24 protein-coding genes are annotated in these 23,126 nt (G+C 38.7%); 9 read left to right on the forward strand and 15 right to left on the reverse strand.

The window, feature by feature from the left end; translation table 11 throughout:
* Window positions 1–5 precede the first annotated feature (5 nt).
* Window positions 6–314: a hypothetical protein gene (locus Q0E19_RS06385; RefSeq protein ID WP_294408267.1), complete on the reverse strand. Its 309-nt coding sequence runs from the start codon at window positions 312–314 to the stop codon at window positions 6–8.
* A 414-nt stretch (window positions 315–728) separates the two neighbouring features.
* Window positions 729–1,028 carry a hypothetical protein gene (locus Q0E19_RS06390; RefSeq protein WP_294408268.1) on the reverse strand — a complete coding sequence of 100 codons (300 nt, stop codon included), beginning with the start codon at window positions 1,026–1,028 and terminating at the stop codon, window positions 729–731.
* A gap of 310 nt (window positions 1,029–1,338) precedes the next feature.
* Between Q0E19_RS06390 and Q0E19_RS06395 the strand changes: the two genes are divergently transcribed.
* Genes Q0E19_RS06395 through Q0E19_RS06410 form a run of 4 tightly spaced genes read left to right on the forward strand, consistent with a single transcriptional unit; the run spans window position 1,339 to window position 4,043 of the window.
* Entirely contained in the window at window positions 1,339–1,707 is a 369-nt protein-coding gene (locus tag Q0E19_RS06395; protein WP_294408269.1) for a GntR family transcriptional regulator, read from the forward strand.
* On the forward strand, window positions 1,704–2,564 hold the full coding sequence (locus Q0E19_RS06400) for an ABC transporter ATP-binding protein (protein ID WP_294408270.1): 861 nt from the start codon (window positions 1,704–1,706) through the stop codon (window positions 2,562–2,564). The genes Q0E19_RS06395 and Q0E19_RS06400 overlap by 4 nt, the downstream gene beginning before the upstream one ends.
* 5 nt (window positions 2,565–2,569) lie before the next feature.
* Entirely contained in the window at window positions 2,570–3,364 is a 795-nt protein-coding gene (locus Q0E19_RS06405; protein WP_294408272.1) for a hypothetical protein, read from the forward strand.
* Between the two features lies 1 nt (window position 3,365).
* Window positions 3,366–4,043, forward strand: a complete 678-nt coding sequence (locus Q0E19_RS06410; RefSeq protein ID WP_294408273.1) for a hypothetical protein — start codon at window positions 3,366–3,368, stop codon at window positions 4,041–4,043.
* 61 nt (window positions 4,044–4,104) lie between these two features.
* On the opposite strand, the gene Q0E19_RS06415 is transcribed toward Q0E19_RS06410, so the two are convergent.
* The 7 genes from Q0E19_RS06415 to Q0E19_RS06445 form a co-directional block, all read right to left on the reverse strand.
* Window positions 4,105–5,130, reverse strand: a complete 1,026-nt coding sequence (locus tag Q0E19_RS06415) for an NlpC/P60 family protein (RefSeq protein ID WP_294408275.1) — start codon at window positions 5,128–5,130, stop codon at window positions 4,105–4,107.
* A 359-nt stretch (window positions 5,131–5,489) separates the two neighbouring features.
* Window positions 5,490–7,259, reverse strand: a complete 1,770-nt coding sequence (argS, locus tag Q0E19_RS06420; protein ID WP_294408276.1) for an arginine--tRNA ligase — start codon at window positions 7,257–7,259, stop codon at window positions 5,490–5,492.
* A 16-nt stretch (window positions 7,260–7,275) separates the two neighbouring features.
* A complete protein-coding gene (locus Q0E19_RS06425; RefSeq protein ID WP_294408278.1) occupies window positions 7,276–7,701 on the reverse strand; it encodes a DUF1934 domain-containing protein in 426 nt (141 codons plus the stop codon).
* Window positions 7,702–7,746: 45 nt separating this feature from the next.
* The gene (gene murI / locus Q0E19_RS06430) at window positions 7,747–8,556 is read right to left on the reverse strand and encodes a glutamate racemase (protein ID WP_294408279.1); all 810 of its coding nucleotides are present in this window, start codon (window positions 8,554–8,556) and stop codon (window positions 7,747–7,749) included.
* Entirely contained in the window at window positions 8,549–9,628 is a 1,080-nt protein-coding gene (locus tag Q0E19_RS06435; protein ID WP_294408281.1) for a D-alanine--D-alanine ligase family protein, read from the reverse strand. Before Q0E19_RS06435 ends, murI begins: the two co-directional genes overlap by 8 nt.
* A gap of 124 nt (window positions 9,629–9,752) precedes the next feature.
* Window positions 9,753–10,520 (reverse strand): phosphoribosylformimino-5-aminoimidazole carboxamide ribotide isomerase, encoded by a 768-nt coding sequence (gene hisA / locus Q0E19_RS06440; RefSeq protein ID WP_294408283.1) that lies wholly within the window; start codon window positions 10,518–10,520, stop codon window positions 9,753–9,755.
* A gap of 16 nt (window positions 10,521–10,536) precedes the next feature.
* Entirely contained in the window at window positions 10,537–11,574 is a 1,038-nt protein-coding gene (locus Q0E19_RS06445) for a transglutaminase domain-containing protein (RefSeq protein WP_294408284.1), read from the reverse strand.
* A gap of 264 nt (window positions 11,575–11,838) precedes the next feature.
* Between Q0E19_RS06445 and Q0E19_RS06450 the strand changes: the two genes are divergently transcribed.
* From Q0E19_RS06450 to Q0E19_RS06470, 5 genes are read left to right on the forward strand one after another with little or no spacing between them, the layout of a single operon-like run.
* Window positions 11,839–13,779, forward strand: coding sequence for an aconitate hydratase (locus tag Q0E19_RS06450; protein ID WP_294408285.1), 1,941 nt, complete (start codon window positions 11,839–11,841; stop codon window positions 13,777–13,779).
* 5 nt (window positions 13,780–13,784) lie between these two features.
* Entirely contained in the window at window positions 13,785–14,120 is a 336-nt protein-coding gene (locus tag Q0E19_RS06455; RefSeq protein ID WP_294408286.1) for a hypothetical protein, read from the forward strand.
* 24 nt (window positions 14,121–14,144) lie between these two features.
* Window positions 14,145–14,702, forward strand: coding sequence for a DUF6630 family protein (locus tag Q0E19_RS06460; RefSeq protein WP_294408287.1), 558 nt, complete (start codon window positions 14,145–14,147; stop codon window positions 14,700–14,702).
* A gap of 18 nt (window positions 14,703–14,720) precedes the next feature.
* Complete coding sequence (locus Q0E19_RS06465) at window positions 14,721–15,092, forward strand: hypothetical protein (RefSeq protein ID WP_294408288.1); 372 nt, start codon at window positions 14,721–14,723, stop codon at window positions 15,090–15,092.
* A gap of 31 nt (window positions 15,093–15,123) precedes the next feature.
* Window positions 15,124–16,338, forward strand: coding sequence for an NADP-dependent isocitrate dehydrogenase (locus Q0E19_RS06470; RefSeq protein WP_294408289.1), 1,215 nt, complete (start codon window positions 15,124–15,126; stop codon window positions 16,336–16,338).
* Window positions 16,339–16,390: 52 nt separating this feature from the next.
* Here the strand turns inward: Q0E19_RS06470 and Q0E19_RS06475 are convergent, their stop codons facing one another.
* The 6 genes from Q0E19_RS06475 to Q0E19_RS06500 form a co-directional block, all read right to left on the reverse strand.
* A complete protein-coding gene (locus Q0E19_RS06475; RefSeq protein ID WP_294408290.1) occupies window positions 16,391–17,026 on the reverse strand; it encodes a TetR/AcrR family transcriptional regulator in 636 nt (211 codons plus the stop codon).
* A gap of 138 nt (window positions 17,027–17,164) precedes the next feature.
* Window positions 17,165–18,259 (reverse strand): redox-regulated ATPase YchF, encoded by a 1,095-nt coding sequence (ychF, locus tag Q0E19_RS06480; RefSeq protein WP_294408291.1) that lies wholly within the window; start codon window positions 18,257–18,259, stop codon window positions 17,165–17,167.
* A gap of 18 nt (window positions 18,260–18,277) precedes the next feature.
* On the reverse strand, window positions 18,278–18,508 hold the full coding sequence (locus Q0E19_RS06485) for a hypothetical protein (protein WP_294408292.1): 231 nt from the start codon (window positions 18,506–18,508) through the stop codon (window positions 18,278–18,280).
* Window positions 18,509–18,528: 20 nt separating this feature from the next.
* Entirely contained in the window at window positions 18,529–21,330 is a 2,802-nt protein-coding gene (locus Q0E19_RS06490; protein ID WP_294408293.1) for an FtsX-like permease family protein, read from the reverse strand.
* 26 nt (window positions 21,331–21,356) lie between these two features.
* On the reverse strand, window positions 21,357–21,833 hold the full coding sequence (locus Q0E19_RS06495) for a hypothetical protein (protein WP_294408294.1): 477 nt from the start codon (window positions 21,831–21,833) through the stop codon (window positions 21,357–21,359).
* Window positions 21,834–21,837: 4 nt separating this feature from the next.
* Window positions 21,838–23,031, reverse strand: coding sequence for a PLP-dependent aminotransferase family protein (locus tag Q0E19_RS06500; protein ID WP_294408295.1), 1,194 nt, complete (start codon window positions 23,029–23,031; stop codon window positions 21,838–21,840).
* Between the last annotated feature and the right edge of the window lie 95 nt (window positions 23,032–23,126).

Here is a 23,126-nt window from a genome sequence, read left to right on the forward strand (position 1 = left end):
AGAATTTATCCTTTCTCAGTAAACTGAATTACAGACAGAATTATTTTTGGAAAAAGCTGAGGCAGCACAACTCCAACAAAAGCAAGCTTTCCTGAAAACATACCAACAGCACATATAATAAACATTCCAAAAAGCCTTATCATATAGCATGAAGTCACAGACCTTGAAGCTTTCTTTTTATCGAGCGTGACTGCTTTTTCACAAACATATCCCAGATATGCCGTACAGCCGCACATATAAAAATAGCCAGCTATGAAACCTAGCAGCATATTGAGCCTGAATCCCCAGATAAGAGTAAAAAGCCAACATAACATACTAGCTGCCGCACCCCATAAAAATATTTTTCTTATAAGAGGTCGTATTTCAGATCTATGGTCTGTGTTCAAATAATCAACCTTTCTTACATAGGCAGGACAGCGCAGCGTCAGCACAATTTCTGCATAATTCGTTATAATTTTAATTATGTTTCAATACTTCACCATTATAACACCTTTTATTTGTTTTTTAAAGGGGTTGTAAAAACAATGTACATTATTTTTACATTATATTAATATTTAATACACATTTTAATATAAATTTGCTAACAGAATATAACCAATAAATATATTGTAAATAATCAACATTTGATTTTAGTCTAATTAGTATAAACATTGCAAAAAACGCTGCACTTTTCTTTCAAAGTGCAGCGTTGCTCATGAAGACAAATGAACTATGCTGACAATATGTGCTTATCTTATAATATCATCAATAACTCTCTCGCCTGTGCTGATAGTATCGTCGATAATATCTTTTCCTCCGCTTATGGTATCATCAATACCGCTCTCAACTCTGCTCATAAGCGTATCTCTGTCCGAAGAGTCGCTGTGACTTGACTCAGACTTTACAGCACTTGATGATGACGCAGCTGATGATGTTACGCTGCCTTTATTTTCCGAAGATGATGACACATTACTGTTTTTAGAAGAGCAGGCTGTCATGCAAACTGCTGCACATACTGCGCTCAATGCCATTACAAGAAATTTTTTCATAACCAAAAATCCTTTCATGATAAATTCAGCCAAACTTATTGACAGAAATATTATTGCACACAAATTTCTATATATTCACTTTACTGCCATAGGGAAAAAGTTCCTGAAAAAAATTTTATTTTAGTACTTGACAAATAAGCAATATTGTTGTATAGTTAGTTACAGAAGTAATTAACCAATAAACTATACAGGTCAAGCTTCTGAACAAAAGAGATGAGATAACGATGATCCGGCAAACACGCAACAGCATTCATATGGCTATGCGCTGAATGCTGTTACGCAGTATGCCGACATCAGAAAGGAGAAAACTATGGAATTCAATCCGGACAACGAAAAGCCTATCTACCAGCAGCTTGCTGAATGGCTGTCAGATCTTATCATTGAAGGCACTGTAAATGAAGGAGAACAGATACCCTCAACGACAGAAATTTCTATAAACTATAAGATCAATCCTGCAACAGCACTTAAAGGTATCAATATTCTCGTAGATAAAAATATCGTATATAAAAAAAGAGGTGTTGGTATGTTTGTTTGCGACGGTGCTGTATCTATATTAAAAAGAGAACGCAGACATGATTTTCAGCAAAATACCGTCAAAGCATTAACTCACGAAGCAAAACGGCTTGGAATAAGCAAAGATGAAATAATTGCTATGATCGAAAGGAGTTTCGGAGAATGAGTATTTTAAAATTAGATAATGTGAGCAAAAGCTATGGCAAAAACTCTGCGCTTAATAACATTTGTCTGGAATTTGAAACGGGCAGGATCTATGGCTTGCTTGGAAGAAACGGTGCGGGCAAATCCACGCTTATAAACGCAATATGCAACAGAGTAACTTCATACAGCGGCAGTATCACTATCGACGGTGAAATCGTCAAAGAAAATAATCACGCACTTGGAAGAATATACGATATGTCAGAAAGTGCAAATATGCCGTATGATATGAAAATATCTTCTATATTTAAAGTGACAAAGGATTTTTATCCTGATTTTGATATTGATTATGCTTATGGTCTTGCAAAACAGTTTGATCTTGATGTCAACAAACGATTAGGCAGACTTTCCACAGGATATAAAACAATATCGAAAATAATAACTGCTCTCAGCAGTGGTGCTGAATATATCTTCCTTGACGAACCTGTTCTCGGACTAGATGCAAACCACAGAGAACTTTTTTACAAAGTTATGGTTGAGAGATTTATTGAAACACAATGCTGCATGGTCGTGTCAACTCATCTGATCGATGAGGCGGCAAATCTTTTTGAACGGGTCATAATTATTGATGACGGAAAAATAACAGTTGACAGCGAAAGTGAAGATCTTCTAAAAAACGGATACTCTGTGACAGGAGCAGCCAAACTTGTAGATATGTATTGTGAAAACAAAGAAGTTATCACAACCAGAGCTGTTGCAGGTATAAAGAGTGCATACATAAAAGGCAAGGCTGAAAATGTTCCAAATGGTCTTGAAGTAACAAAACCGGATATGCAGCAGATCTTTATAAGTCTGACAAGTCCTTCCGATGAAAGGATGTGACTATTATGAGGGAAAAGACTCTTTTAAGGTTTAATATCCAAAAGTATGTAATGCCATTGTCGATAGCTGCTATAATAATTATGCTGCTATGCAGAGTTACATTAGGTATTGGCGAGATCGCTGAATATTCCGATCAAGATGTACTTATAAGAAATTATTACGTTTATTACCTTGACAGTCAGTTTGACAGCACCTATGTTCTATATGCTCTGTCATTTATTTTCGGATGTATTATATATTCCAAAACCTTTAACGTTGGGATATGCAATAGCATTCCAAGAAAAAGCATTTATAAGACTATTGTTTTATGCGGAGCATTATTTGCAGCAGTATTGACAATGATAAAAATCATATCTGTTATTATTCCTTATTTTCTCAGTAACGATATACAAATTAATTTTGCAAATGATCTTTCGGATTTTTATCAGTTCAATACGGCTTTTTCTGATTACCAGTATGGACTTCTTTCAGACGAAAGATATGGTATCTCGGTCTTTATATCTGTATTTTTAAATGCTATACTGTATTTTGCCGCAGGAGCTTCCATAAGATCATTGCTTACGGTGAGCAGAAACAGAGTAATAAAAATATGCATTTTAGGCGCTTATGCAATCGTATATATGATATATCTGACCTGTAAGCTCGAAAATTACAGTTTGATTTTAAAATTGACCGAGAACTCTCCGAACATTATACTATTTATATGCATATCGGTTCAGCTGATAATGATAATCATTTTTAATATTTGCCTGTATGTTTCAAACAAAATAAATGAACCGCAGAGAACGGAGGCAGAATGATATGAAAACACTAAAATTACTTAAAAACGTACAATTAAGATATTGTCTGCCCTACTATGTTCTCAGTATTCTGCTATCATTAACGCTAGCAGGAAATTTTAAAAACATGATTTCAGAAGGCGGATTGCCATATGATCTTATGTTCATAGACATCATACTTGCGTTAATAGCAGTATTTTTTACATTGTCACTTACGTCATACACACTGAAAACTGCATCATTAAATAATGTTTCAAGAAGATCTGCTGTGTTATGCACTGTTGCTTCGATAATAATTTACAGTCTTATTTCTTCAGGTCTGTTGGTTTTGTCGGTAAGAATTATTTATGGCAGAGGGCTATCTGAAGTATTTGATAAAAACTACGAATTTGATCTATTATGCTATTTCCTCAGTAAATTTATGAAGTTTGAAAACACAGGAGAAATATTTATAAGTTTCGGATTGTTTCTAATCTGTGTTATGCTGATAATCGCAGTTTTAAGAGCAGTATTTGCTTATTATGATATATTTGAAAAAGTACTGACTTCATTGGCTGTCAGCAGTATGATTATTGCTGTACTCTGTTTTATGAATAAAAATATTAACTGCTTTTGCATAATGATTATAATTGCTGTAATATTAATGATTATTATTTCAAAATTGATTGTCAAAACTGACAGATACGGCATAAACAATTAATCACAGAAAAAACGCTCGAAGATATAAAACTCCGAGCGTTTTTTAGTATGTTCAGTGTAAATTATATTATGGTTCTTACACAGTTTACCTTTCCGCAGTAACTTAGCTTACTGATATCCTGTATCCTTATTCCGTAATAACTGTTCATAGCATGGATTATTTTTCCGTCGCCTATATACAAAGCAGCGTGACCGTAATTATTGCAGATAATTATATCACCTGTTTTGATATTTTTCATACTTGATGCTTTTCCCTTTTTAGCCTGTACATATGTGCTGTGGGAAATGTCTATTCCTATCTGCTGATACGAAAGCATTGTAAGTCCTGTACAGTCGCAGGCACGATAGCTTGCGCCGCCCCAGACATATCGTCCTCCATTCATACCGATAGCATACTGAACCACCGTCTGTATTTTTGCAGTACGTTCAGATACACGCTGAATATTGGAATCAGTTTTTACATACCGACCTTTATATGTACCCTCATTTATTTTAAGGTATTCACCCTTGCAGCTGTTCATGGACTTTCCTGCTATCGTTACACCTTTGGACGTTGAAAGAACACCCTTTGCATATGTAAGCTTTGAAGTCGTTCCCGACTTTGTCATTTTTCCATTGGAAAGTTTATAAAGCTGAGCTTTTGAATTTATTTTGTAATATGTAAAGCCGTCTGTTTTTACTGTCATGTTCTGCATAGGAGAACATGATGATCCGTTTACAGCATACGCAATTATCTTATAATTTGTTGAGCCTTTAAAATAGCATTTTCCATTGTCAAAAAGTGAAACAACATTTTTGCTTTTTAATGTCTTATAAGAATATGATCTGACGTAATTTCCGTCAACGATAAATTTGAATGATGTACTCGACGGATACGATGACAGGTTATCGACTTTCAGTTCGATCTTATTAGAATAAGTGTGAAGAACTGTAAGCTTGGGTGCTGAAAACTCCGCAGCGGCGCTGGCTGTAATACCAGATGTATTTTTCTCATAGAATTCCGTTGGAGCGAAAAAAGCACAGCTCATAACTATCACAGCTGAACATACGGACGCTAATAATTTTCTGAATTTAATAATATAAACCATTCCTTTCATTGCCTGTTTTACGTACAACAATATTTTACCACACGAATTATTACAGTCAGTCACCATTTTGTAACCATTTAGTAAACATTTCATCCTATTATATGTTATTATTATTAAATTATGCCAATTATTCATACTCAGCAAGCAGCGTTTTTACATATCATGGTTATGAATACACATATATTTAATCATTTATCGATATTATGGCAATATATTTTATTCTCATTGTGATATTGCAGTAAAATCATATCAATATTGTGTATAGTTTGCACAAATAAATTAATATCCGACCATTTGTTGACACAAAAAAATCCGCTGAGATCTTAATGACCCAGCGGATTTTCATATTCAATATTATATTACATTGACTCAGGACAAGTAATTTTAAGCATATCAAGTATATTCTTGATTACCTGCTTAACAGCAAGTGAAAGGGAAAGTCTTGCCTGCATAACGTTCTCTTCTTCGCCCTTTATTCTGCAATTATTATAGAACTTATGATAAAGGGTTGCGATATCAACAGCATACTTTGTTACCTTTGCAGGGTCATATGCTTTTGCAGACTCGTTTATAACATTCGGTAAAGTTGCCATAAGCTTTACAAGTTCAAGCTCCTCAGGCTCTTTGAGAGCAGTCATTGTCTGCTTATCAAATGGCTTTACTTCAACGTTTTCTTCTTTCATTTTCTTGAGCACGGAACAAATTCTAGCATGAGCGTACTGAACATAGTAAACAGGATTCTGACTTGACTCAGAAACAGCAAGGTCAAGGTCAAAGTCGAAATGAGAATTAGGCTCTCTCAGGTTAAAGAAAAATCTTGCTGCATCTATCGGGATCTCATCAAGGAGTGTAGCAAGTGTTATAGCTTTGCCTGAGCGCTTTGAAAGCTTATACTTCTCGCCGTTTCTAACCAGATTTACCATCTGCATTATAACTATGTCAAGCTTATCAGCGTCAACTCCGAGGGCAGTCATAGAAGCTTTGATCCTTGCAATATATCCGTGATGATCTGCGCCGAATATATCTACTGCCTTATCAAACTTTCTGACAGCGAGCTTATTATAGTGGTAAGCAATATCAGGTACAAGATAAGTAGGAACGCCATTTTCACGAACCAGTACTCTGTCTTTTTCATCACCGAAATCAGTAGTCTTGAACCAAAGAGCGCCGTCCTGCTCATAGGTATGACCGCTTGCTTTAAGCATATCGATTATCTTTGCTACTGAACCGTCATTGTGAAGTGTACTCTCTCTGAACCACTGGTCATAATGTATTCTGTACTTTGCAAGATCGTTATGCAGTACCTCAATATTTTTCGGAAGAGCATAGTCAACAAGAGTTTTCTTTCTGTCCTCTTCACTCTGACCGCTGAGAACTGCACCATACTCATCAAAATAGCTCTTAGCGTGTTCAATGATGTCCATTCCTCTGTAAGTGTCATCAGGCATAGGGAACTTTTCGCTGTTGCCGTCCTCGCCGTAGATCTTCTTACAGAAACTCTCCATATCAAGACCTTCTTTGCAGACAGCCATACCGTCATCGCTGCATATCTGCATATATCTCAGTGACAAGGATTTACCAAACTTCTCGATCTGATTTCCTGCGTCATTGATATAAAATTCTCTTGCTACATCATATCCTGCCTTTTCAAGAACCGCCGCAAGACAGTCGCCAATTGCTCCGCCTCTTGCATTGCCTATATGCATAGGACCTGTCGGGTTTGCTGATACAAATTCAACAAGGACGCTTTTGCCCTTGCCCATATCAGTTTCGCCATATTTTTCACCCTCTGCCAGCACTGAGCCGACTACTCCTGCATACCACTGAGGTGAATAGAAAAAGTTTATAAATCCAGGACCTGCAATTTCACACTTCTCAAAAAAAGTGCCGTCAAGTCTGATTTTTGATGCGATAGCCTCAGCTATTTTTCTTGGGTTATTTCTGAAAGGCTTTGCACATACCATGGCTGCATTTGTGGAAACATCACCGTTTTTAGAATCGGCAGGTATCTCCGTATTAAATGCAGGAATAGGTTCTGCGGGGAATGTTCCCTCTGCAACAAGTTCGCCAAGTGCATTAAGAACAAGCTCCTTAACCTGTGAAAAGGCTTCCTGTACTAAGTTTGCCATATATTTTTTCCTCCTGTTACTGTTTTACATCTACTTTTATTTCAAAATCGCCGATATAGCTGGAATTTACATCAATCACATAATGAAGATCCAAAGAACCGCCTTCATCATTAAGCATACTTTTTATATCCTTTGCATTTACGCCAACAGTAAATGAACCATATGGCGTACCATACACACAATGATGCTTTGTTCCCATTTCTATAACAAGATTAGAAGTAACTGCGCCTGTTCTGTCCATTATGACCTTGTCGTCGCCAAATGTTTCAAGCGTAGTTACGCTTCCCTCATAACCAGTCGCTTCAGATTCCTCATAGGATATTCTGTATCCGTTGTCAGTTTTCTCGAATGTGCCTTTTGAAAAAAGCTCCGTCTTTTCACTGCTCTGACCGTCGTTCTGACAGCTTACAAGATTTATTGATACTTCCCTTTTATTGCTCAATACTTTCCCTCCAATCATACTTTCAATGTAATGCTTTGAAATACATCAGAATTTCAGATTGCACTGCGATATCTGAGCATTTATATTCTTTCCGAGAAATTTTTCCACATTCTCGGAAAACAGCTCTACGCTGTCAGTGCAGTACAGTTCGATCTTGCCCTGTTCTTCTCTGTCAGAAAGTGTATCATTATAACTCATAGTCTTTAATGCATACTTTGCAAGCTCAGCGCCCGAAGATATCAGCGTTACATCGCTTCCCATTATATCTGAAATAAGTTCAGTAAGATGCGGATAATGAGTGCAGCCGAGGATAAGAGTATCGACCTTTTCTTTCTTCATTATTTCAAGATATTCCTCAGCAAAAAATCTTGCAGGAGGACAATCCACTGCTGTATATCCGTTTTCCACCAGCGGTACAAAAAGCGGACAGGCTTTTCCGACTACTTTAATATCGGGATTGATACTTCTTATCACCTTGCCGTAAACGCCGCTTTTGACTGTGGCTGACGTAGCTATTATGCCTATTCTGTTATTCTTCGTAGCTGCGCAGGCTGCATGAACGGCAGGCATTACAACGCCGCTTATCTCAACAGAATCAGACTTATCAACATTTGAAAGTACAGAAGAAACCGTTCCGCAGGCAACAAGTATCATCTTGACATTGTGCTGCATAAGGAAATCTATATCCTGTTTTGCATAGCTTATTATAGTTTCACGGCTTTTAGTTCCATATGGTACTCTTGCAGTATCACCGAGATACACTATATCTTCGTGCGGCAGCAGCCTTATAAGCTCCTTTACACAAGTCAATCCGCCTATACCCGAATCGAATACTCCTATGGCAGCGTTATTCATAGTCCACGTCCGATCTTTCAAGCGCATACTTGATAAGCTTATCTTCCTGCTGCTCAGGAGTCATTCCTGCATACTGCATAAGCTGAGGATACATACTTATAGGAGTATGTCCGGGGAGAGTATTTATCTCGTTGAGAATAACATCTCCATTCTCACAAAGGAAGAAATCAACTCTTGAAAGTCCTGCACAACCCATAGCTTTATATGCCTTGACAGCTTCCTGTCTGATATTTTCTATACTTTCTTCAGACATTCTTGCAGGGATATATGTTCTTGACTCTGCATTATTGTACTTAGCGTCAAAATCATAGAATTCATTTGCTGCTGATATCTCACCAACAGTAGATGCAAAAGGCTCATCATTACCCATGACTGCACATTCACATTCTATACCCTTGATCTCTTCTTCAACAACGACCTTCTTATCATGTGAAAAAGCAAATTTTATGCCCGCTTTAAGTTCCTCACGATCATGTGCCTTTGAAATGCCTACTGATGATCCGCAGTTTGCAGGCTTAACATACATAGGATAACCAAGCTTTTTCTCCATTTCATCGCACTTTTCATCAAGCTGTGAAAGTTCAGAAATAATGGTAGATACCCACTTAGCAGTTCTAATGCCATGGCTTTCAAGGATCGTATGGGTAACATCTTTATCCATACAGTCTGCTGACGAGATAAGGTCACAGCCTACGAACGGGATCTCTGCCATCTGGAAAATACCCTGTATAGTTCCGTCCTCACCATTTTTGCCGTGAAGTGCAGGGAAAATAACATCTACCTTAACGTGCTGATAGCTGCCGTCTGCACCGAATGCAACAAAACCTTTATGTACAGGATCAGGACTGAGGATACATGGGACGTTGTCTGGGTGAGTTTCCCAGCTGCCGTCTGCAATATGCTCAGGTGAACCGATATATTTTAACCAATGACCTTTCTTTGTGATGCCTATGCACACAACGTCATACTTATCTTTCGGAATACTTTTTATAATATGCGCCGCAGACACGACGGAAATATCGTGTTCATTTGATTTGCCGCCAAAGATTACGGCTACACGGATTTTTGACATAGCTGTTCTTCCTTTCATATGAATGCATTTAGTAATATATTATTATACCATATATTTATGCGGATTGCAAACAATTATTTTACAAAATCATAAACTTACATCAAATTTATTTGAGATATATTCACTATACACGGCAGACTTCTTCAAAAGGCATTGTTCCGCCGAAAATATCAAGTGCACTGCCTATGGTAAAATCTATCTTCCCTCTGCCGAGAGAACGGAGCTTTTCAAGGTCGTCAAAAGAGGATATGCCCCCTGCATATGTGGAGGGTATATCAAGACAACTTCCCATAAGCGCCGCAAGGTCTTCTTCTATGCCGCCTGCTTTGCCCTCTGAGTCAACGGCATGGATAAGGAACTCGTCACAGAACCCACTGAATTCTTCAAGAGTTTTTTCTGTAAGCTTTACATCGGTGAATTTCTGCCAGCGGTCTGTTACTATGTAATACTCGCCGTTTCTTTTTCGGCATGACAGATCCAAAACAAGATGATCTTTTCCCACAGCTTTAAGTATACTTTTCAGATTATCATAATTCACAGCACCATTTTTAAATACAAAACTTGTTACTATGACGTGTGACGCACCTTTATCAAGAAAATATCCTGCATTATCATTGTTTATACCGCCGCCTATCTGAAGACCGCCTTCAAAGGCTGACAGGGCAAGCTCGGCTTGTCTTACATCTTCTTTGTAAAACTCGCTTGATGCAGGATTAAGAATAATTATATGTCCGCCCGTAAGGTTTCTTGACTTATACAGGCTGCCATAATACGCACCGTCATATTCAGAAACAAAATTCTCCGCAGCATAATTATTGTTGTCACGCAGGCTTCCGCCTACTATCTGCTTTACTGAGCCATTGTGGATATCTATACAAGGTCTGAATTTCATTCAGCTTACCTCCCTTTTACTTACTGCCTATATACACAGCAAGAATAATTTCTCGGTCATATTCTATACGCTGACATCTCAGCTTTATGTTCTTATGTTTATTCAGAATATTATCAAATACATCTGCAAGATCATCACTTATATCCTTTGCAAAATACACAGTATCTATATCGTCCTCAGAGTCCATTTTACTTACAGACGATTTAAGTTCATCATCAAGTCTGAAATACACATTTTCGCTTTTGTTACTTATCTGAGTTTCTATATACTCCTGAGTTTGAGCGAAATTGCTTATAGTGTATATGTTATGTTCTATATATGAATCCTTGAAGTTAGTCGCCTCAGGAAGATCCTGCGTGTCCCACAGGTGCTTTTTCGCCATATAATCTTCCGTTACATTAAAGTATTTGTGCCTTATAAAATCATCAGCACCTCTGTCGGGAATAGGATCGTCCCATGTTACGTCTACATAATACCATTCGTCGTTTATCTGAACCATATTCCAAGCGTGTTCTTCGCCGTCTGTATCCCCTGCTTTCAAAGATATACATGGTATTTCAAGCATATCCATAAACAGCTGAAAAGTTGTTGTATAGCCGCTGCATATGGCCTTGCCTTTCAGCAATGCGCCATAAGGATCAGAAGAGTATTTTCCGTAAGCTCCGAAAACGCTGAGCAGACCTGTATCATACTCACAGTTGGCAACAATATAATCATGTACGGCAAGTTCTTTTTCATAGTCGGACATAGACTCATCTATGATACTGTCGATGATCTCTGCTGCTTTATTTAATATTTCCAGTTGATAGCTGTCAAGAGCGTCTGCATTTCCAGTAATATACGCATTTGATATAGGAGTTGAATCATAGAGTTCATCACTGTTTTCATCGTCAGCAGAACTGTCAGTTATGCTGTTTTGTGAACTTACATTATCAGCGTTTAAAACAGTTTTACTGCTCTGCGTATTCACAGTATTACCGCAGCCCGATAAAAACAAAGCTGCAAAAGAAAGAAGTGAGATGATCTTTTTATATTTTACAGTTGATCTGCTCAAAACAAATGCACCTCCTATATATAAAACACCAGTTTATATTATATAATAAGCGGCAGTCCTTGTCAAGCAGATACACAGCTCAAAAGTGCTTAAAATGAATTTTATAAAAAATAATCTTTCAGATTTTGCTATTCTATACAGCATAATTCATTTTGGGCTTCTGAATTATGCAATAAACTTGACAAAAAGCTTTATTTAGTATAAAATAGTAGTATCATACTTAAATGTATTGGAATAATGCATACGAAAGGATTGTTTTTATCTATGGGACTTACTTTAACTGAAAAGATCCTCAAAGCTCACCTTGTTGACGGCGAGTTCGTAAAGGGCAATGAGATCGGAATTCGTATTGATCAGACTCTTACACAGGACGCTACTGGTACTATGGCTTATCTTGAATATGAGGCTATGGGCGTTCCTCGTGTCAAGACTGAAAAATCTGTTGCTTATATTGACCACAACACACTTCAGTCAGGCTTTGAAAATGCTGATGACCACCGTTTCATCGGTTCAGTCTGCAAAAAGCACGGCATTTATTTCTCACGTCCCGGCAACGGAATCTGTCATCAGGTACACCTTGAGAGATTCGGTATTCCAGGAAAGACTCTTATCGGTTCTGACAGCCACACACCAACAGGCGGCGGAATCGGCATGATCGCTATCGGTGCAGGCGGACTTGACGTTGCTGTTGCAATGGGCGGCGGCGCATACTATATTACATATCCTAACATCGTAAAGGTAAATCTTACAGGAAAGCTCCAGCCATGGGTTTCTGCTAAGGACGTTATCCTTGAAGTACTCAGAAGAATGTCCGTTAAGGGCGGTGTAGGAAAGGTTATCGAGTATTGCGGCGAAGGTGTAAAGACTCTTACAGTTCCTGAAAGAGCTACTATCACCAACATGGGTGCTGAGCTTGGCGCAACAACTTCTATTTTCCCATCAGATGAAAACACCCTTGCATTCCTCAAGGCTCAGGACAGAGCTGATGTATGGACAGAACTGAAAGCTGATGATGACGCTGAATATGACGAGGTCATCGACATCAACCTTTCAGAACTCGTTCCTATGGCTGCATGTCCACATTCACCTGACAATATAAAGACCTGTGCAGAGCTGGGCGATATGAAGATAGATCAGGTTTGTATCGGTTCATGCACAAATTCATCTTATGTTGATATGATGAAGGTCGCTCACATTCTTAAGGACAAAACTGTTCACCCTGACGTATCACTTGCTATTGCTCCAGGATCAAAGCAGGTTCTTAACATGATCGCTGAGAACGGCGCACTTGCTGATATGATCGCTGCCGGTGCAAGAATACTTGAATCTGCCTGCGGTCCATGTATCGGTATGGGACAGGCTCCTAACTCAAAGGGTATCTCACTCAGAACATTCAACAGAAACTTCCTCGGACGTTCAGGAACAAAGGACGGACAGATATACCTTGTATCACCTGAGCTTGCTGCAGCTTCAGCACTTACAGGTGTGCTTACTGACCCTAGAACACTTGGAGAAATGCCTGAGATCAAGGTTCCTGAGCATTTCAAGATAAATGACAATATGGTAGTACCTCCTGTTGACGAGGCTGACATGGATTCAGTTGAAGTCCTCAGAGGACCAAACATCAAGCCTTACCCTGAAACAGCTCCGCTGGTTGAAAGCATTGAATGTCAGGTATCACTTAAAGTCGGCGACAATATCACTACCGACCATATCATGCCTGCCGGTGCAAAAATACTGCCGCTCCGTTCAAATATCCCTGCTATTTCACAGCACTGCTTTACAGTATGTGACGAGGACTTCCCAAGAAGAGCTAAGAACATGGGCAAGTCGATCATCGTAGGCGGTTCAAACTACGGTCAGGGTTCTTCAAGAGAACACGCTGCTCTTGCACCGCTTTATCTCGGAATCAAGGCTGTACTTGTAAAGAGCTTTGCAAGAATCCACAGAGCTAACCTTATCAACGCCGGTATCCTTCCTCTCACATTTGTAAATGAGGACGATTATGAGAAGATCAATCAGGGTGATGAGATCGTGCTTGCTAACGTTCGTGCTGACATCGAAGCCGATAAGACACAGCTTACAGTTGTAAACAAGTCAACAGGCGCTGAGATACCTGTTCTTTGCGAACTCACAGGAAGAACAAAGGATATTATCCTTGCAGGCGGTCTGCTTGACTACACAAGAGAACAGCTTTCAAAATAATCCGTATGCGAAAAGAAATTCATAGCGGTATTGGTTTCGGATTTGCTTTTATGCTGCTGACTATGTATGTGATTTTTAAAGTTACATCAAAAATGGACTTTATCCCCTACCGATACCGTGAATTTCTTATTTTGCCTATTATACTTACAGGCGGTTTGATATTCGTCATCGGAGTAATAATTTACAACAAAATTCTAAAAATAATTACAGGAAAGTTATTAACTGATGCTGATTCAGATGTCGAAAAAGAATATATTACTTTCAAAGTCCAAAGATATGGCATAAGAATGGATATGATAATTTTTCTTGCCGCTGCAGCAGTATATTTTTATTTTAACTGATAAATTTTATCGGAAATATTATTTATGGGACTTTTTTCAAAACTTTTCAGCAGTAACAGATTTGCCGGATCAAAAAGAGATTTTTCATATATTATTGATATCGCTGCATTAATAACAAATAATGACGCTGAAATTATGAGAAATCTGCGTGAATGTGTTGATGATCCTTTAGGATACGGCAGAGAAAATTCTGAAAGATATGCCGAAAGAGGCATTGACATCTCCGATGAAACAGATATCAATGAGATATGCTGGATAGGTATGGTAAACGAACTTGCGGAAAATGGCTATCTTTTTACAGCTGATTTTTCTGAAGAGTCTGATATTGTACTATGGGGACTTTCACAGCTGAAAAATTATAGTCTTATAGAAAAATGTATCAAAGATAACACTCTTGACGAACGTGAATATAATGATGTTGAAGACCTTGCGCAAGAGGTATCACACAACTCTGACAATGTTTGTATCTGTATGATAGATATTGACAGCGACAGCTATGAGCTTATCATAACTAGCCGTAATACTTACAACAAAATATCTGATATCGCAGAAAATAACGGTCATTCAATAAAATCATTTTAATTTTCATAGGTACAGATTATGAAAGATGAAAATTTCCGCTCACTTAAAGAAGATTCCAGAGCAAAAGGCTCAGGAAAGTTTAAGAAGTATCTTATCAACGGACTGATACTTTTATTTTGTCTGGTGATAATCGTTATATGGCTTAAAAGTAAGATCAAAAAGCTATATAAGGCAGTAAAATTTTTATCAGACCCGACCACTGATAAAAAGATGTTTTTCATTATTATGGCGGTCGTTTGTGCAGTGGCTGCAATAATTTATCTTTTATTCAGGAAAGATAAAAAGACTGACAAATTCGACAGTACACTATTTATGAACGCAATAGTTGCTGCAACAGGAATAGTTATGATCTTTATGTTTATTTTTCTTTGCATAAGATCATTGGCATAATTACAAAATACTAACGCAGGAGGAATCTAAAATGGCAAAAATTCAGATGAAAACGCCGCTCGTCGAAATGGACGGCGACGAAATGACCAGAATTATCTGGCAGGAAATCAAGGATATCCTTATTAACCCATACGTTGATCTTAAAACAGAATACTATGACCTCGGTCTTGTTCACAGAAATGAAACCAACGATCAGGTAACTGTTGATTCAGCAAATGCTACTAAGAAGTACGGCGTTGCTGTAAAGTGTGCAACTATCACTCCTAATGCAGCAAGAATGCCTGAGTACAACCTTAAGGAAATGTGGAAATCCCCTAACGGCACTATCAGAGCTATGCTTGACGGTACTGTTTTCAGAACACCTATCCTCGTTAAGGGTATCACACCATACATTCCTACTTGGACAAAGCCTATCACTATTGCAAGACACGCATACGGCGACGTTTATAAGAACGTTGAGATGAAGTGTCCTGAGGGTTCAAAGGCTGAACTTGTTTGCACAGACAAGGACGGAAATGAAACAAGAGAAACTATTTACAACTTTGAGTGCGACGGAATCATTCAGGGACAGCACAACAAGTCAACTTCTATTGCTTCATTTGCAAGAGCCTGCTTCAATTTTGCTCTTGATAAAAAGCAGGATATCTGGTTCGCTACTAAGGATACTATCTCAAAGAAGTACGATCACACATTCAAGGATATCTTCCAGGAGATCTACGATAACGAATATAAAGAAAAATTTGCTGCCGCAGGCATTGAATATTTCTACACTCTTATTGATGACGCTGTTGCTAGAGTTATCCGTTCAAACGGCGGATATATCTGGGCTTGCAAGAACTACGACGGTGATGTAATGTCTGACATGGTAGCTACTGCTTACGGCTCACTGGCAATGATGACATCTGTACTGGTTTCACCTGACGGAATTTATGAATATGAGGCTGCTCACGGAACTGTACAGCGTCACTATTACAAGCACCTCAAGGGTGAGGAAACATCAACAAACTCTGTTGCTACTCTGTTCGCTTGGACAGGTGCACTCCGCAAGAGAGGCGAGCTTGATGAGCTTCCTGAGCTTGTAAACTTTGCTGACTGCCTTGAAAAGGCAACTATTGAAACTATTGAGGACGGTACAATGACCGGTGACCTTTATCTGCTTTCTACACTTGAAAATAAGAAAAAGGTAAATACTGAGGACTTCCTCAAGGCTGTAAATGTCAAGCTTGCTGAAAAGCTTGCAAAATAATAATAGCAATACAGTAAAATCTCCTGTGCTTAACAAAGGCACAGGAGATTTTTTAATCATCATTTTCCGTAACGGGAACAAAAGTAAGCTCTATCCAGCTTTTCACTATAAAGTCCATTATTTTCTGCATATGTTTCAATGCTTTATTCTCATCATTTTCGTGGGTTATCATATGCACAAAAGAGTCTATCTGCATATGGGTAAGCCAATGGAGCATATAAACACTGATTTTCATATCTTTAAGCTGAGTTAGCATACGCTCTGCCATAAGGAGGTAGCTTTGCTCCATGATATCTACCAGCTTATCTGTACAATTCTCATATACAGTACCCTCTGATTTGGTCAGGAGCAGAAGAAAAGTATCACGATTCTCATATATATGATGTATCAGCGCTGCCACCAGTTCGTCATGGTCGCCGTCCTGCTGCTCATAGGGAGTTGGATTTTCAAGCATTTCTACATCTTCCCTAAAATGCTCTTTGATAATGTTACACAAAAGCTTAAAGGGTTCTTCAACTATTGAGGAGAAAAGATCCGATTTATCCTTAAAGAAAAAATATAACGCTCCTGTGGTAACGCCTGCATTTTCACATATTTTTCTCAAAGATGCTTTATTATATCCTTTTTCCATAAATTCAGATTTTGCACTTAAAATCAGTTTTTCCTTAGTTTCACGATCAGCTTTCATTATTTCAGCTCCTTTGAGATAATTACATAACAAAGTTATGTTACCACATATTATGGATTTTGTCAAGTGCAAATAATAAAAAGAACCGCAGGACTAAAAGCTCAGTGCTGTTATCTGCGGTTCTGCATATTATCGGGATCACACGTTAAACTTAAACAGAACTATATCTCCGTCCTGCATAACGTACTCCTTACCCTCCTGACGGGCAAGGCCTTTTTCCTTTACGGCTGCCATAGAGCCATACTTCATAAGGTCATCAAAAGACACAACCTCTGCTCTGATAAATCCTCTCTCAAAGTCTGAATGTATCTTACCAGCTGCCTGAGGAGCTTTTGTACCCTTTGTGATAGTCCATGCTCTTACTTCAGGCTCGCCTGCTGTAAGGAAGGATATAAGTCCAAGAAGTGAATATCCTTCTTTGATAATTCTGTCAAGGCCGGAAGTTTCAAGACCAAGATCAGCAAGGAACATCTGCTTATCCTCTGCGTCCATATCAGAGATCTCAGCTTCTATCTGAGCACAGATAGGAAGTACAGCTGAACCCTCAGCTGCTGCTATCTCACATACTTTCTTGTAATTCTCATTGTTTTCAATATTATTTCTGAAATCATCTTCGCAGAGATTTGCTGCATAGATAACAGGTTTTAATGAAAGCAGTGGAGTTTCCTTAAGTATCTCAAGTTCATCTTCTGTCATATCATATGCTCTTGCAGGCTTTCCCTCTTCAAGGTGAGCTTTCAGCTTTTCAAGAAATTCAACAGCTGCTGCAAGGGAACGGTCGCCCTTCATAGCTTTTTTAGTTCTGTCAAGCTTTCTTTCAATAAGCTCTGCATCGGAGAAAATAAGTTCAAGATCAATAGTTTCGATATCTCTTGCAGGATTTATAGAACCGTCAACGTGAATGATGTTCGGGTCTTCAAAGCATCTTACAACGTGAACGATAGCATCAACCTCTCTGATGTTGGCAAGAAACTTATTGCCCAGTCCTTCGCCCTTTGAAGCGCCCTTAACAAGACCTGCAATATCCACAAATTCAAGAGTTGCCGGAGTAAACTTAACAGGGTGATACATTTCAGCAAGCTTATCGAGTCTTGAATCAGGAACAGATACTATTCCCACGTTCGGCTCAATAGTACAGAACGGATAGTTTGCAGACTCAGCTCCTGCATTTGTGAGAGCATTAAAAAGTGTTGACTTACCTACGTTAGGAAGTCCTACCATACCTAATTTCATATCAATATTCGCCTTTCGTTAAAATTTTACGCCTTCATCTTCATAGCCGTCATCATCGTCGTCAAAATGATCGGCACAGCTGTCCTTGCTTATTTTGTTGTTACAACCGATAGTAACACCATTTTTAACAGGGGAAACAACCAAACCGGCTATCACACCAAGCAAAAAGAGTGCAAGACCTTTCCAGAAATAGCTGACCATTGGTGCAGTTTCCTTTTCTGTAATTTCATTTTCGAGATTTTCAAACATTAAAAACCCTCCTAAAAAATTTATTCAACTGATTTCAGTGATTCTACCATATCGACTTTTTTCAGCTTAAAATGCAGCAGCAGATTTACCAGTGCAGTAAACGCAAATGTCATTACTGCACCGAGAGCATAAGCCCACCACACCAGCGTTCTGTTAAACATAACAAGATCGACTTCTGCGGTTATGACTACAAAATAATGCAGTATTTTTCCTGCCACAAAGCCTATCAGGATTCCGATAACGGCTGAAATATAATTTTCACGGCATATATAATCCGAGGTTTCGTTATCATAAAAACCAAGCACCTTAACAGTAGCTATCTCACGGACACGCTCTGTGATATTGATATTTGCAAGGTTATAAAGCACCACAACTGCCAGCAGACCTGCACAAACGATCAGCAGGACCACAATAGCGTCCAGACTGTCAACGGAATTAAGAAATCCCTTGCTAGAGTCTGTTTTATATGTAAGGCCGTAAAATTCGTTATTTGAGATAAGTTCAGATTTAAAGCTGTCCTCATCAGTGTCTTCTTTAAGATTGACAAAGCCTATATTAAAAGTTGGATCATTATTGAAATAATCACAGTAGGTAGCTCTGTTCATATAAATATAATGCGAAGCATAGTTGACAGTTACAGCTGCGATTTTTAGCTCCGCTGTCTTGCCGTCAGAAACTGCTTTAAGAGTATCCCCTGCCCCAACATCAAGCAGGCTGGCAAGCTTTTGCGTTATTATAACTGTACCGTCCTCGATATTCAGCTTTTCAGAAGTATCAGTGTCACGCAGATGAATATAATTATCCAGCTGACTTTCATCGTATGGCACAAAGAATGAAACCGTTTGTGATGCGCCGTTATTTTCAGCTGTACCCTCGTCCATATGAGCAAGCATATGTTTACCTATCTCATTTATTGAGGAAACCTTTTCTTCAAGCTGGTCAAAAGAATAATCTGAGGTATTCAGAACAAGCAGACCGTCATAAACAAAGACCTCGTTGAACTGTTTATCAGCAATAGTCTTTATGGAATATTTCAGTCCGAAACCTGTAACTATAAGAGCTGTACAGCCTGCCACACCGATAACCGTCATAGCAAAACGCTTTTTATAGCGAAAAAGGTTACGCATAGTTACTTTAGTCAGAAAGCTCAATCTGTTCCATATAAAGCCGATCTTTTCTATAAGCACACGTTTTCCGTTATGAGGCGGCTTAGGACGCATAAGTGCGCTCGGCACAGACCTCAGCTCAGAAATGCACGCATACAGCACAGCAGAACAGGTACACAATACAGACACTGCCCAACAGGCGACAAGATACCAAGGCTTAAAAGGAACATCTATTGATGGTATATTGTACATTATCTTATAGCAGCTGTAAATTATCCGTGGGAAAAGCTGAAGACCAATAACTGTTCCTATACAGCTGCCTGCCGTTGCAGCCACTGCGGAATAGATAAGGAATTTTGAAGCTATCTTTGCAGAAGAATATCCTAGCGCTTTATATGTACCTATCTGTATACGCTGTTCCTCGACCATTCTTGTCATAGTCGTAAGGCATACCAAAGCGGCTACCAGTATAAAGAACACAGGGAATATTTTTGATATAGAATCTACTTTCTGACTATCTCCATAAAATGACGAATAGTCCGTACTTGCCTCAAATCTGTCAAAGGTATAGAAAGCAGGTTCTTGCTGATTAGACAACTGATAATTGGCAGCTTGTATCTGTGCTTTTGCATCTTCAAGCTGTTTTGTATACTTTTTATAAGCACTGTCGCTGCCGGAATTATAATCGTCTAAAAGTTCAGCGGTTATTGTCTGAGCCTGCTGTGCTTTTAGCAAGGCTGACTTTGCAAGCATCTGTGATGCGCTGCCGTCCTGCTGAGAATCATAACTCTTCTGAGCTGACTTTACGCTTTTATCCGCCTCTTTTTTCAACTTTTTCAGATCTGCACCATTAGCGGACAATATACTTTCCAAAGTATCCACCGTAGATTGTGAGGTTTCGATTTTAGCATTTGCATCAGAAACAAGCTTATCATAACGTGAATCAACGCTATCCTCAAATGCCTTTACAGCAGGAGCACTGAGCTTTTTGACTTCATCACGATACTCGTCGGAGAAAATATCATCGGTTTTTATTCCTTCAAGAGTGATATACATTTCAGTATAATAATCGCAGACAAACTCTTCTTCACGCAGAAAAACATTGCTGACAACTGTACCGTTTCCGACACTTGCCGCATCACGTTCGTAACCGATATACAAAGGTGACGCAACAATACCAACGATCTTATACTCTTCATCTGCCAAAGTTTCTGAAAGATTTTTCGAGGTATCAGGTTCAGCAAATTTAAGTGTTTCTCCTATCTTAAAAGTATCGGGAGAAGACATTTTTACCTCGACCGCACACTCACCGTCATTTTCAGGAAGTCTACCCTCAACAACTACCGGCTTATTCATTTTATTCTTGCTGTCATCTTTAAGAGTATCATTAAATGACAAGCATTTAAGCACAAGATTCTGATTATTATAGAAATAGAAAACTTCCTTTGAATAGCTCGCCGCTGCACCTTTTACATTATCGGCTTTTTTTACAGCTTCAACGTCCTGCGATCTTACGCCGATAGTTGACATCAGCTTCATATCCATAAGATTGTTTTCTTTAAAATATGTCTGCGCTGTGCTGACCATGTCGGGCATTGTGGCTTTTATTCCTGAAAAAAATCCGCAGCCTAGTGCAACTATGAGAAATATAGAAAGAAATCTGCCGAAAGAATGTTTTATCTCACGCAATGTGTCTTTTATAAGCGCATTTTTCAAGGCAGATATCCTCCTTTATCATAGTTTTACAGGTCATCAGAAAACGGATCGTCATTATCGTCTGAATAATCCACAAGACCTATCCGACTGACTCTTACAAAATAAATTATTGCCGAAAGCACAAAGACAGCAGGTGCAAATATGATTATTGCTTTTCCGGCATTCTTATAAAACAGCGCACCTGCAAGCATAAGACTCAGTACACCTGCGAAATCAAGCGTCAGCATACAAAAATATGTCCTCAGCGCTCTTATGGCGGGCAGTTTATCCTCATCGTCTTTCTGTACTCTTGAAAAAGTATCTATATGCTCAGTTCTGAACACAAATACTGACGACAATATTATTACTAAGACAGACATAACAAGATTTGTTACTATCACCTTTCCGCTGACTGCTCCCCTGTCGAAAAGCAACACAAACACATCTCCTCCAACGCACAGCGACAAGGCTGCTGCGTTGAGAGAAGTAAGTATTATCTGAAAAGGTGTAAAGGGTACTTTCATTTAATTATTCACCGAACATTTCCTTTGAAAGTCTGCCAAGCTTTTCACAGCCTGCGATAAGCTGCTCGTCAGTTGGAGTAGAGAAATTAAGTCTGAATGATGCAGTTTTATCAGATTCTGAAACCATAAATGCGTTTCCAGGAACAACTGCGACCTTAAATTCCTGTACAGCTCTTGTACAGAATGAAGTCATATCTGAACCCTCAGGAAGAGTACACCATACAAACAGACCGCCCTGTGGCTTTGTATATGTTATCTTGCTTGAGAAGTTCTTTTCGATCTGCTCAAGCATAAGCTCGCACTTGTGCTTGTAAATCTTTCTGAGTGATGCAAGATGCTCATTCATATCGCACTCAGTAAGGAATCTGTATGCAAGTACCTGTGCCCAGATATTTGTATGAACGTCATCTACCTGCTTACAGATAACCATTTTATTTACTATTTCCTTAGGAGCTGAGATATAGCCAACACGGATTCCAGGAGCAAGGACCTTTGAGAATGTTCTTGAATAAGCAACTACGCCGTCCTTATCCATGCTCTTCATAGACGGGATATTTTCGCCGTCAAATCTGAGGTCGCCGTAAGGATTATCTTCAAGGATAACTGCGCCGTACTTCTTTGCAAGCTCATAGATACCCTTTCTCTTTTCAAGGCTTGTAGTAAGACCTGTCGGGTTCTGGAAGTTTGCAATAACATAGATCACCTTTACTTTGCCAGTTTTGAGAACATCTTCGAGCTCCGCAAGATTCATTCCGTCCTCTTCAAGAGTAATGCCCTTAAGGCACACATTATATGACTTAAATGCGTTAAGTGAACCGATAAAGCTTGGTGCTTCACAGCAGATGATATCGTCAGGATCACAAAGTACCTTAGCTATCATAGCGTTTGCCTGCTGAGCGCCGCTTGTTATAATAAGCTCATCACTTTCAGGATCAAACTCACCCTTTGCTTCAAGATCTTTCTTCAGAAGATCTCTGAGCGGTGTATAACCCTCAGAAAGGCTGTACTGGAGAGCAAGTATAGGATCTTCATTGAAGATCTCGTTAGAGATTCTTGTTATCTCTTTAACAGGGAAAGCCTCAGGAGCAGGGTTTCCAGCGGCAAGAGAAATTACCTCCGGGTCTGATGTAAACTTAAGGATTTCTCTGATTGCAGAAGCCTGAATATGGGATACTTTTTCAGAAAATTTGTAATTCATTGTTATTTACCTCTTTTTATTAATTGATATATAAGATTATTATATCATAGTTTGATACAAAAATAAAGAGTAAGTTATCACTTTTATTTTGAATT

The sequence above is a fragment of the uncultured Ruminococcus sp. genome, assembly GCF_934476685.1.
Classification (GTDB): Bacteria; Bacillota; Clostridia; order Oscillospirales; family Ruminococcaceae; genus Hominimerdicola.